Consider the following 17,498-nt stretch of genomic DNA (forward strand, 5'->3'; position numbering starts at 1 on the left):
CCCTGGTGCGGTCCCTTCCCGCCCGTCGCGGTCAGACCGTCAGGACAATCTTGCCCTGTGCATGTCCCGAGGCGACCAGCTCGTGTGCCTTGCCGGCCTCCTCCAGCGGGAACGTCTCCCCGACGTACGGCCGTATCCGGCCCGCGTCGATCAGCTCGGCGATCGCCTCGAGCGCGGCACGGTCCGGTTCGACCATGACGCCGGCGAACCGCCGGCCGGCCGCGGCGACCCGGGCGGCAAGCTCCGCGTCGCGATGCTCGAGGATGCTGATGAGGACGCCGCCGGGGCGCAGTACGCCGAGCGACAGGTCGCCCTGCGCCAGGGAGTCGAGGACCACGTCGGCGTCCTCGACGACCTCGGTGAAGTCGGTCGTCCGGTAGTCGATGACCTCGTCGGCGCCGAGCTCCCGCACGAAATCGTGCCGGGGCGCACTGGCGACGGCGATCACATGGGCGCCACGCGCCTTGGCGATCTGCACCGCGAAGTGGCCGACGCCACCGGCCGCCCGCTGGATCAGCACCCGGTCGCCGTCCTTGACGCCTGCCGCCCGGACCAGGCCCTGCCAGGCGGTGAGCGCCGCGAGCGGGACGGCGGCCGCGTGGACGTGGTCGAGCGAGGCGGGCTTGCGGGCCAGCTGGCCGGACGGGGCAGCGACGTACTCGGCGTACCCGGTGGCCGCACGCGGGAAGAACGGCATCCCATAGACCTCGTCGCCCACCTCGAACCCGGCGCCGGCCGCCGCCTCCACCACGACACCGGAGATGTCCCAGCCCACACCGAACGGCGGCTCACCCAGCAGCGGGATGGCGCCGGACCTGACGGCCACGTCCACCGGGTTGACCGCACTGGCACGGACCTCGACGAGGACTTCCCCCGGCTCCGGCTTCGGCCGCTCGCTCTCCACGAGCTCGAGGACCTCGGGACCGCCGAAGGACTTCTGGATCACTGCGCGCACGGTAATTCTCCCTGGGCATCGGCCGGTCGTGTACCGGCACATGTCTCGACCTTAGGGAGATCGAACGAGCCGCAGAATGGCCTTCCGTCTCGGCCACATGTCCCAGCGTCTTACCAATGAGTGCTTTCAGAGATGACCGGCCTCCTGGCGCGGTGGTCGGGCGTCTCGGCCGGACGACGTACTCGTGCCGCCCGTGCCGGGGCCCGGCGTCCCCCCGGGGGGCGCGACAGCGGTGTCGCCCGGGGACGCGGTTCCGTCCGCGATGCGAGGGGTGGTACGTCGGGCTGATCACGTGGCCGTCCTGCCGGGCCCTCCACCGGGGGAGGGCCCGTGGGGCAGGTCAGGTGTCCAGGAACGCGGTGACGGCGCGGACGAAGTCGTCGGGGGCGTCGTGCCACGGGAAGTGGCCCGCGCCGGGCAGGACCACGGTCTCGGCGCCGGGGAAGGCGTCGGCCGCCTCCGTCACCGGGCGCGGCGGTGTGGCCACGTCGTACTGGGCCGCGACGAGCAGGGTCCGTCCGGCGAAGGCCGCCAGCGCTTTGCGGGTTGCAGCCGGGTCGAACGCACCGTCCGCGTCGTACACCTCGGCGGCCTGACCGTTCCTCTGCTCGGAGCCGGCCGCCCGGTGGGCCCGGGCGGCGTCGTCCCAGCGGCCGTGGGTGAAGGGTGCGGCGGCCTCCCAGTCGGCCGCGGTCGCCCGGCCCTCGGTGATCGCCTCCAGTGCCGCGTACGCCGCCGGGAACCACGGCTCGTCGCGCCGCAGCCGGGCCACTTCCAGGCGGTCCTCCGCCATGACCTGCACACCGACGGTCTCGACCCCCGGTGTGACGAGCGCGAGCGCGGACACACGGTCCGGGTACCGGGCCGTGTACAACGTCGCGAGCGCGGCGCCGGCGGAGTGGCCGAGGAGCCGCATCCGGTCGAGGCCCAAGTGCTCGCGGAGCGCCTCGACGTCGCCGACCAGGCGGTCCAGGCGGTACGAACCGGGATCGGCGGGGAGCTGGGACGCACCCGTGCCGCGCAGGTCGAGCCGGACCACCCGGTGTCCCGCGGACGCCAGACCCCCGAGGTCGCCGAAGTAGGCGGACGCCCGCATGGGCCCGCCGGGGAGACAGATCAGGGGCTCACCGTCCCCGGAGACATGGAAGGCGAGAACGGTACCGTCGGGTGCGGAAAAGGTGTGCATGGCCCCGACCCTGTCAGCGTCGTTCGAGCACACGCAAGCAGGGTTCCCGGCCGAACGGCCGACGCCGCGGGCCACACCACTGCCCGGGGCCGTGCGGCACCGCGGGCGATACGGGTCAAAACGGCGTCCGGCACTTCAGCGCCGCAGGCGGTCCCGGCCTTCGCCGGCCGCCGGGGCGACCAGCGACGGACGCTGCGGACCGATGGAACCGGCAGCAAGGTGCGGGGCCGGTAAACCAGATGATCAGCCCGCCCGCATCCTGTTAGGTTCGTCGTGCGCGGGGCGGCTCCCGAGTGTGCTTCCTTCTCACCTTCTTCTGATGAAACAGCGTGCTCACTTCCCGCCCCGCGCATCACCCGGTCGTCCGTCCGGGGAGGGGGAGAACCACACATGTCCAGCAGCATCGTCACCGTCCGCAACGCCGCCGCCCGTCCGCGCAGTCTCGCCGCCGTGCTCCTCGCACGCCGGGGCGCGGTCTACCTGCCCGCTGCCGGGGCCGTGGCCGATCCGGCCGGTGAGCGGGGCGCGGCGCTGATCGAAGCCGACCTCGCGGATCGTGGCTATCTGGTGGCCCCGGCGCTGCGCGCCGCGTTCGCCGCGCTCGACGCGCGTGCCCTCGGCGGCGTCGGCCGGGCGCTGCTCCACGACATCGACCGCGCCCTCGGCGCGGACCGGCCGCACGAGCCGCTGCTGCGCGACTTCCCCGACAGCACGCCGCACGACACCTACGGGCATTACGTCGAGCGGGTGCTCAGCGTGCTCTTCCAGCGCCCGGAGCAGCCGTGCGTCCTGTGCGGCACGGTGGACTCCGTCGTTCCCGTCGCGCCCTGCGCCCATCTCGTGTGCGGCGCCTGCTTCGACGGCGCGGACTTCTCGGCCTGCCCCGTGTGTGAACGGCGCATCGACCCCGCGGATCCCTTCCTGCGTCCCCGGCGTCCGCGCCGAACGCTGTCCGGCCGTGGTGGGCCGCCTCAGCGGCTGCGTCTGCTGACGCACGGCGGAGACTTCGCCGACAGCCAGGCCGACGCCGCACGTGAACTGGACGTGCTGCTCGCCCGCACCGGTGCGCTGTCCCCGCAGGACGCGGACGACCTGGACGTGCTGCTCGACGCGCGCTCCCGCGACGGCCTCGGCCGGCTCCCGGTCACCGTGCCGGGCCGTGAGACGAAGGCGCGCCTCGTCACCTGGCTGCTCGCCGACCCGGCGGCTCTGCCGGTCACGCTTCCGGTCGTGGCCGGGCTCGTCAACACCGCCACCGACGTGCTGCGTGTGCTGGTGCTCCGCTCCGGCGGGGACGCCGGGCTCGTGGAGATTCCGCGGTTCGCCCCCGTCGCCCGGCCCCTGCGCCGAGCCCTGCTGTCCGTCCTCGACGCGCTCGACCCCGTGCAGGCCGCCCAGGACATGCGGCGGCACCGGCGTGCCTGGATCACTGCCGCGGAGCTCCTCCACCCCTTCGAGCACACGGACCGCTTCCCGCGCGCCGCGCTCGCCTTTGCCGTACTGCGCGGCACACGGCTCGGCGACGACCGTCTGTCCGCCGCCCTGCGCACGGCCGCCGCGGCGGTCGACGGCATCGACTCCGACGGGCCGGCGGTCACGGCACGCGGCTGGGGCGGCCTGGTCGAAGCCGCCCTCGCGGACCGCGACCTCGCCACCGCGCTCACTCTGCTCGAACGGCGTCCCGGCGAACTCGTCCGGCGCCTCGACCATCTACTGCGCGTGGTCGCTGCCGCAGACGACAAGGAGGCCCCCCGGGCGGCGGTGGTGGTGGCCGCACTGGAGCGAACCGTCGCACGCGTCGCCCCGGCGGTCCTGCTGTCCGCGCTCGGCGCCATCCGTACCCGCACGCGGGACCATACGGTGCGGGTCTTCTTCCCGAAGGGCGCGTCCGCCAAGGCCCATGTGACCGACGATCACCGGGACGCGCTGCCGCACGCCCTGGTACGGCCGGTGGTCGACGTCCTGACGGCGGAGCTCCTGCGCCGGGCCGGCCGCGCCGCACCTGTGGCGACCGCGGTGGTCGACGCGACGCTGGACGGGGTGAGCGCCCCGTTCACCGAACGGACCGCCTCCCGCGCCCTGGTGACACTGCCCCGCGGCAGCGAACTGGCCGTGCCGGACGGCAGGACGCTGCGCCTGTTCCTGCACTGGATGGAGAGCGCCGACTCGGGGCGCACCGATCTGGACCTTTCCGCCGCGATGTTCGACGCGGACTGGCGGCACATCGGGGTCTGCGACTACACCCGGCTGCGGTTCGCCACCGCGGCCGCCGTGCACTCCGGAGACCTTCAGGACGCGCCGCCTCCGCTCGGCGCGAGCGAGTTCGTCGACCTCGACCTGGACCGGCTCGACGCCGCAGGGGTGCGTCACGTGGTCGCCGTCGTGTACTCGTACAACAACGTGCCCTTCGGTGACCTGGCGGAGGCCTTCGCCGGGCTCATGCTGCGGGACGGCCCCGGCAACGCCGGCCCGGTGTTCGAGCCCCGCTCCGTCGAGCAGCGCTTCGACCTGACCGGCAGCAGCCGTGCCTGTGTACCGCTCGTCCTCGACGTGCAGGCCAGGACCATGCGCTGGCTGGACGTGGTCAGGGGCGTCACGGGCACGCAGCACGCCGTGTGGCGGCACGCCGACGCGCTGGCCACGCTCGCTCACCGGCTCACGGAGCTGTTCGCGTCCGGCGCCCGGGTGGGCCTCGGCGAGCTTGCGGTGTGGCAGGCGGCGGCGCGGGCTTCCACGGTCGTCGTGCGGCACACGGACGGTTCGCGGAGCACCTACCGGCGGCGGGACGGCGAGGACGTGGCCGCCTTCGCCGCACGGATCGGCTCGCCGGACACGGACGCGGTGACGGACGCAGCCACGGTCACGGGCGCGTATGAACCCCATGCACGACCGGAGTTGGCGTTCCTGCTCCGTGGGGACATCCAACCGGCGGACGACGGCGAGGTGTTCGCCCTGCACCCGCTGGGCCTGGACGCCTCCCGCGTACGGCTGCTGGCCGCCGCCGACATGGTCACGGCGCTCTCCCCCTGACCGGGCGGCCGCCCGGCCGCCGCCGTCCCCTACCGGCACCCATTGATCTTCCTAGGGATGCCGGACGCCGTGAGTCCCCCTCCCGGTGGGACCCCGCCCGTGGCTCAACGGACAGCGCACCGCCCCCGGTGCTGTGCGGTACCGGGGGCGGTGCAAGGACGGCAGGCCGACGGGGTCAGCCGGCCAGTTGCTCGTACGCGGGCAGCGTGAGGAAATCCTCGTAGTTCTCGTCCAGCGCCACCTTCAGCAGCAGGTCGTGGGCCTGCTGCCAGTTGCCGGACGCGAACGCCTCCTCGCCGGTCTCCTCGCGGATCGCGGCCAGTTCCTCCGCCGCGACCTTCCTCACGAGGTCGGGGGTGGCGCGTTCGCCGTTCTCGAAGACGACGCCCGCGTTGATCCACTGCCAGATCTGGGAGCGGGAGATCTCCGCCGTCGCGGCGTCCTCCATGAGGTTGAAGATGGCGACCGCGCCGAGGCCGCGCAGCCAGGCCTCGATGTAGCGGGTACCGACCTGGACGGCGTTGCGCAGGCCCTCGTACGTGGGCTTCGCGTCGAGGGAGTCGATGGCGATCAGGTCGCCCGCCGCGACCGAGACGTCCTCACGCAGCCGGTCCTTCTGGTTCGGCCTGTCGCCGAGGACCGCGTCGAAGGAGGCCATTGCGATCGGGACCAGGTCCGGGTGCGCGACCCAGGAGCCGTCGAAGCCGTCTCCGGCCTCACGGTCCTTGTCGGCCTTGACCTTCTCGAACGCCACGCGGTTGACCTCGGCGTCGCGACGGGACGGGATGAAGGCCGCCATGCCGCCGATCGCATGCGCGCCGCGCTTGTGGCAGGTGCGGACGAGGAGTTCGGTGTAAGCGCGCATGAACGGGGCCGTCATCGTCACCGCGTTGCGGTCCGGGAGCACGAACTTCTCGCCGCCGTCACGGAAGTTCTTGACGATCGAGAAGAGGTAGTCCCAGCGGCCGGCGTTGAGGCCGGAGGCGTGGTCACGGAGCTCGTAGAGGATCTCCTCCATCTCGTAGGCGGCCGTGATCGTCTCGATCAGGACGGTCGCACGGACCGAGCCCTGGGGGATGCCGACGTAGTCCTGGGCGAAGACGAAGATGTCGTTCCAGAGACGGGCCTCGAGGTGCGACTCCGTCTTCGGCAGGTAGAAGTACGGACCCTTGCCGAGGTCGAGCAGGCGCTTGGCGTTGTGGAAGAAGTACAGGCCGAAGTCCACCAGGGCGCCGGGGACGGGGGCGCCGTCCACGGTGAGGTGGCGCTCCGCGAGGTGCCAGCCGCGGGGGCGCATCACGACGGTCGCGAGTTCCCCGGCGGGCCGCAGGGCGTACGACTTGCCGGACTTCGGGTCGGTGAAGTCGATCCGGCGCTCGTAGGCGTCGATGAGATTGAGCTGGCCGAGGACGACGTTCTCCCAGGTGGGAGCCGAGGCGTCCTCGAAGTCGGCGAGCCAGACCCTTGCGCCCGAGTTCAGGGCGTTGATGGTCATCTTGCGGTCGGTGGGTCCGGTGATCTCCACGCGGCGGTCGTCGAGGGCCGCCGGGGCGGGGGCGACCTTCCATGACGCGTCAGCGCGGATCGCGGCGGTCCCCGGGAGGAAGTCCAGCGTGGAGGTGCGGGCGATCTCGGCGCGGCGCTCGGCCCGGCGGGCGAGCAGCTCGTCACGGCGCGGGGTGAACCGCCTGTGCAGCTCTGCCACGAACGCGAGGGCCGCGTCGGTCAGGACCTCTTCCTGCCGGGGCAGGGGCTCGGCTTCGACGATGGCCGGCGCGGACGGCGCTGGTGCGGACATGAGCTGTCACTTCCTTCAGCGAGCTTCACGGGTGATGCCTCGGGGCGCCGTGCGGCCGCCGGGACACCGGTGAGCGGCACTCAGTGCCAAGGCTCCGGGGTGCGGCCGTGGGCGCCGTTTGAACGATTAGGCGCTTCTGATCAGTGGATAGTAGTTACCGCATGGTGGAAGTTCAATGTTTTGTTGATGTCGAGATTCTCCGAGTCGACAGAACATGGCGCACCGTGCCACACCGCTCACCGAAGGTGTCGCAGATCCTCGGGCGTGTCGATGTCGTACTCCTCCGCCACGTCGCCGCACTCGACCAGCGTGATCGCCTCCGCATGCCCTTTCAGATACGCACGTGCGCCCCGGTCGCCCATCGCGGTCGCCGAAATGTCCGCCCAGCGGTCCGCGCCGAAGAGCACCGGATGCCCGCGCCGCCCCCCGTAGGCTGCCGCCGCCAGCGACGAGCGCGACCGGTACGCCGCGCGGACCCGTGCCACCGCCTCGGCGCCGATGCCCGGCTGATCCACCAGGAGGACCAGGGCGGCGTCCGCGGCGCCGAGCGACGCGAGCCCCACCCGGAGCGAGGAGCCCATGCCCTCCTCCCAGGCCGGGTTGTCCCGCACCACGCACCCCGACAGCTCCGCCTCCTCGCGTACGCGGCCCGCCGCCGCGCCCAGCACCACATGCACCGGATCGCAGCCGCCCTCCCTCAGCGTCCGCACGGCATGCTCGACGAGCGGCCTGCCGTGGTGCTCCAGCAGCGCCTTGGGCCGGCCGCCGAGCCGCCGCCCGCCACCCGCCGCGAGCAACAATCCGGCGACAACAGGTTCTTGACGGACCGCAGGGTTCCGAGGTGATGGCATGGGGACTCCCTATCCCATAAGCGGGCGAATTCACGGCCGAACGGCGGTCATTGCGCTGCGCCGGACGAGGGTCGTCCACGGCAGCCTGCAACCACCCGCACAGCGCACGTCGTCCGACGTGGAGAGCTGGGTGCGACCTTGGATAAGGTGCACCTTCCATAATGAGGTTCGCCATGGGGGACAGAAGTCGATGAGTGGCCGCGCGCAGCAGGGAACGGTCTTTCAGCCACTGGGCGAGGACGATCCGAAGAACGTCGCCGGATACAAGCTCGCCGCCCGCCTCGGCGCCGGCGGCATGGGCAAGGTCTATCTGTCCTACACGCCCGGCGGCCGGGCCGTCGCGATCAAGGTGATCCGGCCCGACTTCGCCCAGGACGCGGAGTTCCGCCGCCGGTTCGCGCAGGAGGTACAGGCCGCCCAGCGGGTGCAGGGACTGTTCACCGCGCCGGTCATCGACGCCGACGCCGAGGCCGAACAGCCCTGGCTCGCCACCGCCTACGTCCCCGGCCCCTCCCTCGCGGACGCCGTGGCCACGCACGGCAAGCTGCCCGTGGAGACCGTGCTGCTGCTCGTCGCCGGTATCGCGGAGGCGCTGCATGTCATCCACGGCGCGGGCATCGTCCACCGCGACCTCAAGCCGGCCAACGTCCTGCTCGCCGCCGACGGGCCGCGCGTCATCGACTTCGGCATCGCCCGCGCCGCCGACGCCACGTCGCTCACCAGCAGCGGCGTCACCATAGGAACGCCCTCCTTCATGGCCCCCGAGCAGGCGGCCGGCAGCCATGTCACCGCCGCCACCGACATCTTCGCGCTCGGCCAGATCGCCGCGTACGCGGCCACCGGCCGGGCGGCGTTCGGCGAGGGTACGTCGCACGGTGTGCTCTACCGGATCGTGCACGAGGACCCCGACCTCAGCGAACTCCCCGAGCAGCTGCGCGAGCTGGTCACACGCTGCATGGTCAAGGAACCGGACGGACGGCCCTCGGTCGCCGACATCCTGAACATCTGCCAGACCGCCAACGGCGAGACGGTGCTGCGCCGCCCGGAGGAGTGGCTGCCGAGCGTGGTGGCCGCCGAGATCACCACCCGCAAGGCCGCGCCCGCCCCGCCCGCGACGCCGCCCGCGGGGCAGCCGCCGGTGGCCGCGCAGGCCGCCACGCCCCCGTCCGCGGCACCCACCCACATGCCCACCGCGCACGCGGCGCCGTCGGCCCCGCCGCCCGGTTTCGGCCCCGGGACGCACCCGCCCACGCAGCCCGCTCACCCGCAGGGTCAGACCCCGGCGCACGCGCAGCCGACGTACGGCTACCCCCAGGCGGCCGCACCGCAGATGCCGACGGGATACGGCTATCCGCAGACAGCCGGCCACCCGCAGCACAGCGGTCCCGTCCCGTACGTCACCGGACCTGTCGCGCCTGCCGCCGCTCCCAAGAAGAAGACGGCGCGCAACCTCGCGATCGCCGTCGTGGCCACGCTGGTGCTGGGCGGCGCCGTGGGCGGCGGGGCCTATCTCGCGCTGTCCGGTGGCGACAAGGACAAGGACAAGGACAAGCAGAGCCAGGGGCAGGGCGAGAGCGGCAACGACAAGCAGGGCACCACGCCGGACACCACACCGTCGGGCGACGACGCAAGCGGCGACAGCGTGGACGCGCCGCCGAACGAGCCGGTGCCGGACCCGACGCCCCTGACGTTCACCGGTCTCGACGTGACGGACGACTACGGCATCAACCTCGGCCACGATCCGGTCAAGCCGGTCTCCTCCGAAGACGGCGGCAGCACCATGGACTTCGAGTACGAGCACTTCCTCAGCACGATCGAGGCGAGGAACGCCAAGCTTGTGCTGCTGCGCACCGGTCAGACCGCCGACCTGGCGACCTGCCGCAGCGAGACCCGCTTCGCCACGCAGTTCGAGGTCGACAACCTCTCCAAGGGCGCGAAGTTCTGTGTTCTGAGCGAGTCCGGAAACGTGGGCCTGGTGACGTACCAGGGGAAGTCCCCCGCGAGCGACCCCAGCCACTACATCTCGCTCGATGTGACGGTCTGGCGCGGAGCGATCGACTCCGTTCAGCCCACCGACTGAATTCTTGTCCCCACGCTGGCGCCTCGCGGGCCGCATGGCGTTTACTGGCCCGCACCCCGCGGTGGGTCCCCCGCCGCGGTGCGTCGGGCGGGCACAGGGACGTGCGAGGGGCTGGGCTTTGTTGCGGAGCGTGGGGCAGACGCGGGTGACAGGGAGCGGCGAGGATCCGAGAGCGGCGGAGTTGCGTGCTGCCGTCGCCCGGCTCCGCCGCGAACTGGCAGGCCATCCGGCCGAGTTCAGCGACCGGGGAATCGCCGAGGACGAACTGGCCGTGCTGGCGGCGATGGTGGCCGCGGGCCATCCGGAGATTCCACGGATGCGCCGCTCCCTGCTGCTGATAGCGGGCGCGATCGGCTCGGTGAGCGCACTCTCGCCCGCCCTCATGCAGGTCCGCGCCGCGGTGGACCTCTTCGGCGAGACCCCGCCTCGGCGCCACGTGTGAGGGTCGCGGGGTTCGTCTCGCCCTCATACGCCTGGGGACGGGACGAGCCCCCGAAACCCCGTGCGGAGCGCGGTACGGGTCCGGGGCTTGCCCCTTCGGGAAGGGGCGGGGAGGGTCATCGCCACCCGCGCGCCCCGGTTCGGGAAGGGGCGGGGAGGCCCACCGCCCCCACGCGTGACGGGCCCCCGCGTCAGCCCTGCGTTCCTGTGCTCGCAAGCGCCGCCGACAGGTCGCGGGCGACCTCCTGGAGGATCGGGACGATCTTCCCCGTCGCCGCCTCCGTGACACGGCCCGCCGGGCCGGAGATCGAGACCGCCGCCGCCGTGGGGGAGTCGGGCACGGGGACCGCCAGGCAGCGGACCCCTATTTCCTGCTCGTTGTCGTCGACCGCGTAGCCGGTGCGGCGGACCTGCTCGAGTGCGTCGAGGAAGCCCTCGGGCGTGGTGATCGTCTTCTCGGTCGCGGCCGGCATGCCGGTCCTGGCCAGCAGAGCCCGTACCTCCTCCGCCGGAGTGTGAGCGAGCAGCGCCTTGCCGACGCCGGTGGAGTGCGGCAGCACCCGCCGGCCCACCTCGGTGAACATGCGCATGGAGTGCTTCGAGGGCACCTGCGCCACGTAGACGATCTCGTCGCCGTCGAGGAGCGCCATGTTGGCGGTCTCACCGGTCTCCTCGACGAGGCGGGCGAGGTAGGGGCGGGCCCAAGTGCCGAGAAGGCGGGAGGACGACTCGCCGAGGCGGATCAGCCGGGGCCCGAGCGCATAGCGGCGGTTGGGCTGCTGGCGTACGTAGCCGCAGGCGACCAGCGTGCGCATCAGCCGGTGGATGGTGGGCAGGGGGAGACCGCTGCTGGCGGAGAGCTCGCTGAGGCCGACCTCGCCGCCGGCGTCGGCCATTCGTTCGAGCAGGTCGAAGGCGCGCTCAAGGGACTGCACGCCGCCGCCGGCGGCGGGCTTGGCTGCGTCGGTGGCGCTGGCGCTGGACGTCGGCACGTCGGCGGTCCTTTCGGGCAGGCAGGGCAAGGCAGCAGCCTACCGGGCGAGTATCCGGGGCACATCGTCCGTCACGTGGCGTCCTGGCCGGTCAGGGCGTGTTTGTCCCTGTGTCTGCGGTAGTGCGCGGGCCGCCTCCTGGGTGAAGCGACCCCCGCAGCAGTGGAATTCTACTTCCACTTTGTGGAAACGTACAAGACGGACCCATCGGCACGGGTGGGTCTTGACGGGTAACGGCCGGAGGGGAAGACTCCTTCAACAGTTCGTTGAATTTTCGTTGAGTGGTGGAAGTGAGGGGAGCGGGTGTCCGACGTGGACGACGTGGAAGTGGACCTGGTGCTGCGCTCGACGCGCGCGGTCACCCCCGAGGGGACGCGCGCCGCGACGGTCGCCGTCGCCGGCGGGCGGATCACCGCGGTGGGTCCGTACGACGCGGACGTGCCGGCGGGTGCCCGGCTCGAGGACTTCGGGGACGACATGCTCCTCCCCGGACTCGTCGACACGCACGTCCATGTGAACGACCCCGGCCGCACCGAGTGGGAGGGCTTCTGGACGGCCACCCGCGCGGCCGCGGCAGGCGGCATCACCACCCTGCTCGACATGCCGCTCAACTCCCTCCCGCCGACCACCACGGTCGACCACCTCGCCACCAAGCGGGACGTCGCCCGCAGCAAGGCGCACATCGACGTCGGCTTCTGGGGCGGCGCGATCCCCTCCAACGTCAAGGATCTGCGGCCGCTGTACGACGCCGGGGTCTTCGGCTTCAAGTGCTTCCTGTCGCCGTCGGGCGTCGAGGAGTTCCCCGAGCTCGACCAGGAGCAACTCGCCCGCTCCATGGCGGAGATCGCCGGATTCGGGGGACTGCTGATCGTGCATGCCGAGGACCCGCACCACCTGGCGTCTGCCCCACAGCAGAGCGGGCCCAAGTACGCCGACTTCCTCGCCTCGCGGCCCCGCGACGCCGAGAACACCGCGATCGAGGGCCTGATCTCGCACGCCAAGCGGCTCGGCGCGCGCGTCCACGTCCTGCACCTCTCCTCCAGCGACGCGCTGCCCCTGATCGCCGCCGCCAGGCGGGAGGGCGTCACGATCAGCGCCGAGTCCTGCCCGCACTTCCTCACTCTCACCGCGGAGGAAGTCCCGGACGGCGCCACCGAGTTCAAGTGCTGCCCGCCGATCCGTGAGGCCGCCAACCAGGACGCGCTCTGGCAGGGCCTCGCCGACGGCACGATCGACTGCATCGTCTCCGACCATTCTCCCTGCACCACCGACCTCAAGACCCCGGACTTCGCATCCGCCTGGGGCGGCATCTCCTCGCTCCAGCTTGGCCTGCCCGCGATCTGGACCGAGGCCCGCAAGCGCGGCCACACCCTCGACGACGTCGTCCGGTGGATGGCCGCAGCCCCCGCCGAGCTCGCGGGGCTGAGCCGGAAGGGCGCCATCGAGGTGGGCCGCGACGCCGACTTCGCGGTCCTCGCCCCCGACGAGACCTTCACCGTCGACCCCGCGGAACTGCACCATCGCAACCAGGTGACCGCCTACGCGGGCAGGACGCTCCACGGAGTCGTCAGATCGACGTGGCTGCGCGGCGAGCGGATCGTGGAGAACGGCAACCTGGCCGCGCCGACGGGCCGGCTGCTCGAAAGGAACAACTGAACCGTGTCTGCATCCTCCATCCCCTCCTTCACCGGTGACGCAAGCCCGTACGGCGGCGGCGAGCCGTACGCCGACTACCGCACCGCCGACTTCCCCTTCACCCACCTCGCCGACCTCGCCGACCGCCGCCTCGGCGCCGGCGTCGTCGCCGCCAACGACGAGTTCTTCGCGGAGCGCGAGAATCTGCTGAAGCCCGAGCCGGCCGAGTTCGACCCGGAACACTTCGGCCACAAGGGCAAGATCATGGACGGCTGGGAGACCCGCCGCCGCCGCGGTGTCTCCGCGGAGCAGCCCCACCCCACCGACGAGGACCACGACTGGGCGCTCGTACGGCTCGGAGCGCCCGGCGTCGTACGCGGCGTGGTCGTCGACACCGCGCACTTCCGCGGCAACTACCCGCAGGCCGTCTCCATCGAGGGCACGTCGGTCGCCGGATCGCCGTCGCCGCGGGAGCTGCTCGCCGGTGACGTGAAGTGGACGACGCTCGTCCCGCGCACGGCGGTCGGCGGCCACGCGGCCAACGGCTTCGCCGTCGACGTCGAGCAGCGTTTCACGCACCTGCGCGTCAACCAGCACCCCGACGGCGGCATCGCCCGCCTCCGTGTCTACGGCGAGGTCGCCCCGGACCCCGAATGGCTCGGAGTCCTCGGCACCTTCGACCTCGTGGCGCTGGAGAACGGCGGCCAGGTCGAGGACGCCTCCGACCGCTTCTACTCCCCGGCCACCAACACCGTCCAGCCGGGCCGCTCCCGCAAGATGGACGACGGCTGGGAGACCCGCCGGCGCCGCGACAAGGGCAACGACTGGATCCGCTACCAACTGGTCGAGCAGTCCGAGATCCGGGCCGTCGAGATCGACACTGCGTACCTCAAGGGCAACAGCGCGGGCTGGGCGGCGCTGTCCGTACGGGACGGCGCGGAGGGCGAGTGGCGCGAGATCCTGCCGCGCACGCGCCTCCAGCCCGACACCAACCACCGGTTCGTACTGGACGCGCCGGCCGTGGGCACCCATGTGCGGATCGACATCTATCCCGACGGCGGCATCTCCCGCCTGCGGCTCTTCGGCTCCCTGACCGAGCAGGGTGCGGGCCGGCTCACTGCCCGCCACCAGGAGCTCGGCGGCTGACGGGTCGTCACTGAACGGGGAGGCACGACACCCTCCCTCCCGCGTGGGGCGCACCGGCCGACAGCAACGGCGCGCCCCACGCACCTGCTCCGACGCACCTGCTCCGACGCACCTGCCCCCGCGCACCTGTCCGCCGCCGGTACGGTGATCGCGCCCGCGTGCCACCGTCCAACTGGGCGTGACGGTCGCGGTGTTCGCCACACTGGCCGGCGGCGGGGCGTCACCGTGGGCCATGGCGGTCGGCTTCGGGCCGCGTGAGTGGGCCGACCTGGTGTGGTCGCCCGCCCCGCTCCGGGCGAGTGCGGGCGCCCTGTCAGCGGACGACGTCGAACACGTTCTTCTGCAGGCCGTTGGCGTAGGCCTCGTGCTCGACCAGCTTCAGCTTCTGGGTGTCCTTGTCCGTGACGCTGAACAGACGCTTGCCCGCGCCGAGCAGGAGCGGGAAGACGAGCAGGTGGTAGCGGTCGATCAGGCCGGCGTCCGAAAGGCTCTGGTTCAGCGAGGCGCTGCCGTGGACGATGATCGGGCCGCCCTCGGTCTCCTTCAGCGCGGCGACCTCGTCGAGCGAGCGCAGGATCGTGGTCCTGCCCCAGTCCGACACCAGGTCGTCCTCGGTGAGCGTGGTGGAGACGACATACTTCGGCATCACCTTGTAGTCGGCGAAGTCCTCCATGCCGGGCCACACGGGGCTGAACGCCTCGTAGCTGACGCGGCCCAGCAGCATCGCGGTGGCTTCCTTCTGCTCCCGGCCCTTGAGATCGAACGCCTCGGGCAGGAAGTCGACGTCCTTGAAGGTCCATCCGGAGTTCCGGTAGCCGGGCTCGCCGCCCGGGGCCTCCACGACGCCGTCGAGCGAGATGAAGGCAGTGCTGATCAGAGTACGCATCGCGGGTTCCTCGGTCTCTCGTATCCGCTTCTCGGCAGGTCGGGTCGGTGCACGCTTCGACCGCACTTGCGGCTGTGGCGCACCGGCCATGATCTCTGACTCTGCAGCACGCAGAAAGTCATCGGCCGTCGCCCGTCCCACCCGGAAAATCTCACCGCACCCGCCGCCCCCACCGCGGCCCCGCCGCCCCCACCGCGGCCCCGCCGCACCCGCCGCGGCCGGCCGCCGTCACCGGCTCTGCCGCCCCAGCCGGTCGGCCGCCACCATGATGACCACGCCCAGCACGCCCAGCACGATGCTCGCGTAGAGCTCGTAGCCGTCGAGGAAGTCCAGCCGCCGGACGACCCCCCAGAATTTGAACCAGCCGGTGAGTTCGTGGATCACCCCGGCCACGCCCCAGACGAACAGCAGGAATCCGGCGCCCTCGAGAAACTTCTTCATGCCGCGAGCCTCGTGCGAAGGGCCGCCCGTCCGCGTCGGGCTTCGGGAGATCGGCGGGCGCCGAAAGTATCGGGCTGTGCGACTTTGGTAGCTTCCCGCGGCCGGAGGGCCGCATCGCCGCCCCGGCCTGCGTAGCTTTGTCGACATGACGCGCACGGAGTACCCATGGCTGCTGCCCTCGGCCATGTCCGACCCTCTCGACCCGGACCGGCCCGGCGACCGGGGCAGCGCCAGGCCGCGGCGGACCGTGCGCGACTGGCTCGTCGACACGGTCCTGTTCGTCGCCGCGGCGCTCATCGGTCTCCTCGCCGCGGACGCGAGCGCCAAGGCGGGCAACTCCGAACTCGTCGTCGTCGCCGACCAGCTCCTCGGCGCCGCGGCGTGCTGCGCGCTGTGGGCCAGACGGCGGGCACCGGTCTGGCTGGCGGCCGGCCTGGTCGTCCTCGCCGCGATCGCGCCGGCCGCCGGCGGGGCACTCATGGTCGGCCTGTTCAGTCTCGCCGTGCACCGCACCTTCAGGCCCGTCGCGATCATCAGCCTCCTGGCGATCGGGGCGGGGATCGTGCAGGCGGTCCTCCGCCCAGACCCCGCGATGTCGTTCCTCACCTCCACCATCGCGGGGACGGTCATGGTGCTGCTGATGGTCGGCTGGGGCATGCTCGTGCGCGCCCGCCGGCAGCTGGTCCTCGCACTGCGCGAGCGTGCCCGCAGGGCCGAGTCGGAGGCCGCCCTGCGCGCCGAGCAGGCGCAGCGGCTGGCCCGCGAGGCCATCGCCCGCGAGATGCACGACGTGCTCGCGCACCGGCTCACGCTGCTGTCCGTGCACGCCGGCGCGCTCGAGTTCCGGCCGGACGCGCCGCCGGCCGAGGTCGGCAGGGCCGCCGGGGTGATCCGCGACAGCGCCCACGAGGCGCTGCAGGATCTGCGCGAGATCATCGGCGTGCTGCGCACGCCCGGGGAGGCCGACGGGCCCGACCGGCCGCAGCCGACGCTCGCCACGATCGAGGCACTGGTCGCCGAATCCCGGCAGGCCGGTATGAAGGTCACCCTCGACAACCGCATCGACGACCCCGGCGCGGTGCCCGCCGCCACCGGCCGCACCGTGTACCGCATCGCCCAGGAGGGCCTGACCAACGCCCGGAAGCACGCGCCCGGGGCCGAGGTCACCGTCACCGTACGCGGCGGGCCCGGCGACGGCCTGACCGTGGGGGTCGGCAATCCGGCGCCCGTGGACCCGGTGGAGGAGGTGCCCGGCTCCGGACAGGGGCTGATCGGACTGACCGAGCGCGCCACGCTCGCGGGCGGTCGGCTGGAGCACGGTGTGCGGGGGGACGGCGGTTTCCTGGTCCGGGCCTGGCTACCGTGGCCCTCATGACTATCAGACTGATCGTCGTCGACGACGACCCGCTCGTACGGGCGGGCCTCGCCCTCATGCTCGGCGGCGCCGGCGACATCGACATCGTCGGGGAGGGGGCCGACGGCTCCGAGGTGCCGGAGCTCGTCGACCGGCACGCGCCCGACGTGGTGCTGATGGACATCCGTATGCCGGTCGTGGACGGTCTGACCGCCACCGAGACGCTGCGCGGCCGCCCCGACGCGCCCGAGGTCGTCGTTCTGACCACCTTCCACGCCGACGAGCAGGTGCTACGGGCGATGCGGGCGGGCGCGGCCGGCTTCGTCCTGAAGGACACCCCGCCGGCGGAGATCGTCGCGGCCGTACGGAAGGTGGCGGCGGGCGACCCGGTGCTGTCGCCTGCGGTCACCCGCCAGCTGATCACGCACGTCGCGGGCAACGGAACCGACGCCCGCCGGCCTGCCGCCGTCCGCCGCCTCGGCCTGCTCGCCGACCGCGAGCGCGAGGTCGCGCTCGCCGTCGGCCGCGGCCTGTCCAACGCGGAGATCGCGGCGGCGCTGTACATGAGCGTGGCCACCGTCAAGACGCACGTCTCCCGGGTGCTGGCCAAGCTGGACCTCAACAACCGTGTGCAGATCGCGCTGTTGGCCCACGACGCCGGGCTGCTCGACGAGGACGGGCTCACGTAGGCTGAGGCGCCGAC

14 protein-coding genes are annotated in these 17,498 nt (G+C 72.4%); 7 read left to right on the forward strand and 7 right to left on the reverse strand.

From position 1 onward, the window contains the following. Positions 1-31: 31 nt before the first annotated feature. A complete protein-coding gene (locus tag ACZ4SA_RS21735; protein WP_468276928.1) occupies positions 32-955 on the reverse strand; it encodes an NADP-dependent oxidoreductase in 924 nt (307 codons plus the stop codon). Positions 956-1,295: 340 nt separating this feature from the next. Next, positions 1,296-2,141 (reverse strand): alpha/beta fold hydrolase, encoded by an 846-nt coding sequence (locus ACZ4SA_RS21740; RefSeq protein ID WP_468276930.1) that lies wholly within the window; start codon positions 2,139-2,141, stop codon positions 1,296-1,298. Between the two features lie 390 nt (positions 2,142-2,531). Here ACZ4SA_RS21740 and ACZ4SA_RS21745 point away from each other — a divergent pair, with 390 nt between their 5' ends. Then, positions 2,532-5,171 (forward strand): MXAN_6230/SCO0854 family RING domain-containing protein, encoded by a 2,640-nt coding sequence (locus ACZ4SA_RS21745; RefSeq protein WP_468276933.1) that lies wholly within the window; start codon positions 2,532-2,534, stop codon positions 5,169-5,171. A 175-nt stretch (positions 5,172-5,346) separates the two neighbouring features. Here ACZ4SA_RS21745 and aceB read toward each other — a convergent pair whose 3' ends face one another. Beyond that, on the reverse strand, positions 5,347-6,969 hold the full coding sequence (aceB, locus tag ACZ4SA_RS21750) for a malate synthase A (RefSeq protein ID WP_468276935.1): 1,623 nt from the start codon (positions 6,967-6,969) through the stop codon (positions 5,347-5,349). A 236-nt stretch (positions 6,970-7,205) separates the two neighbouring features. Beyond that, positions 7,206-7,820 (reverse strand): nucleotidyltransferase family protein, encoded by a 615-nt coding sequence (locus ACZ4SA_RS21755; RefSeq protein ID WP_468276937.1) that lies wholly within the window; start codon positions 7,818-7,820, stop codon positions 7,206-7,208. A gap of 190 nt (positions 7,821-8,010) precedes the next feature. Here ACZ4SA_RS21755 and ACZ4SA_RS21760 point away from each other — a divergent pair, with 190 nt between their 5' ends. Together ACZ4SA_RS21760 and ACZ4SA_RS21765 are read left to right on the forward strand one after the other, a co-directional pair. Then, positions 8,011-9,900, forward strand: a complete 1,890-nt coding sequence (locus tag ACZ4SA_RS21760) for a serine/threonine-protein kinase (RefSeq protein WP_468276939.1) — start codon at positions 8,011-8,013, stop codon at positions 9,898-9,900. A gap of 118 nt (positions 9,901-10,018) precedes the next feature. Beyond that, positions 10,019-10,342: a DUF5955 family protein gene (locus tag ACZ4SA_RS21765; protein WP_468276942.1), complete on the forward strand. Its 324-nt coding sequence runs from the start codon at positions 10,019-10,021 to the stop codon at positions 10,340-10,342. 190 nt (positions 10,343-10,532) lie between these two features. On the opposite strand, the gene ACZ4SA_RS21770 is transcribed toward ACZ4SA_RS21765, so the two are convergent. Beyond that, positions 10,533-11,333 (reverse strand): IclR family transcriptional regulator, encoded by an 801-nt coding sequence (locus ACZ4SA_RS21770; protein ID WP_468276945.1) that lies wholly within the window; start codon positions 11,331-11,333, stop codon positions 10,533-10,535. A 312-nt stretch (positions 11,334-11,645) separates the two neighbouring features. Here ACZ4SA_RS21770 and allB point away from each other — a divergent pair, with 312 nt between their 5' ends. Together allB and alc are read left to right on the forward strand one after the other, a co-directional pair. Beyond that, a complete protein-coding gene (gene allB, locus ACZ4SA_RS21775; RefSeq protein ID WP_468277108.1) occupies positions 11,646-12,989 on the forward strand; it encodes an allantoinase AllB in 1,344 nt (447 codons plus the stop codon). 3 nt (positions 12,990-12,992) lie between these two features. Continuing rightward, positions 12,993-14,114: an allantoicase gene (gene alc / locus ACZ4SA_RS21780; RefSeq protein WP_468276948.1), complete on the forward strand. Its 1,122-nt coding sequence runs from the start codon at positions 12,993-12,995 to the stop codon at positions 14,112-14,114. A 313-nt stretch (positions 14,115-14,427) separates the two neighbouring features. Here alc and ACZ4SA_RS21785 read toward each other — a convergent pair whose 3' ends face one another. Together ACZ4SA_RS21785 and ACZ4SA_RS21790 are read right to left on the reverse strand one after the other, a co-directional pair. Next, positions 14,428-15,000 carry a dihydrofolate reductase family protein gene (locus tag ACZ4SA_RS21785; RefSeq protein WP_468276950.1) on the reverse strand — a complete coding sequence of 191 codons (573 nt, stop codon included), beginning with the start codon at positions 14,998-15,000 and terminating at the stop codon, positions 14,428-14,430. A gap of 228 nt (positions 15,001-15,228) precedes the next feature. Then, positions 15,229-15,441, reverse strand: a complete 213-nt coding sequence (locus ACZ4SA_RS21790) for a hypothetical protein (RefSeq protein ID WP_468276953.1) — start codon at positions 15,439-15,441, stop codon at positions 15,229-15,231. Between the two features lie 145 nt (positions 15,442-15,586). On the opposite strand from ACZ4SA_RS21790, the gene ACZ4SA_RS21795 reads away from it, so the two are divergent. After that, a complete protein-coding gene (locus ACZ4SA_RS21795) occupies positions 15,587-16,816 on the forward strand; it encodes a sensor histidine kinase (protein WP_468276956.1) in 1,230 nt (409 codons plus the stop codon). Then, a complete protein-coding gene (locus ACZ4SA_RS21800; RefSeq protein ID WP_468276959.1) occupies positions 16,813-17,484 on the forward strand; it encodes a response regulator transcription factor in 672 nt (223 codons plus the stop codon). The genes ACZ4SA_RS21795 and ACZ4SA_RS21800 overlap by 4 nt, the downstream gene beginning before the upstream one ends. Positions 17,485-17,498 lie beyond the last annotated feature (14 nt).

The sequence above is a fragment of the Streptomyces sp. NPDC027962 genome (assembly GCF_055566095.1).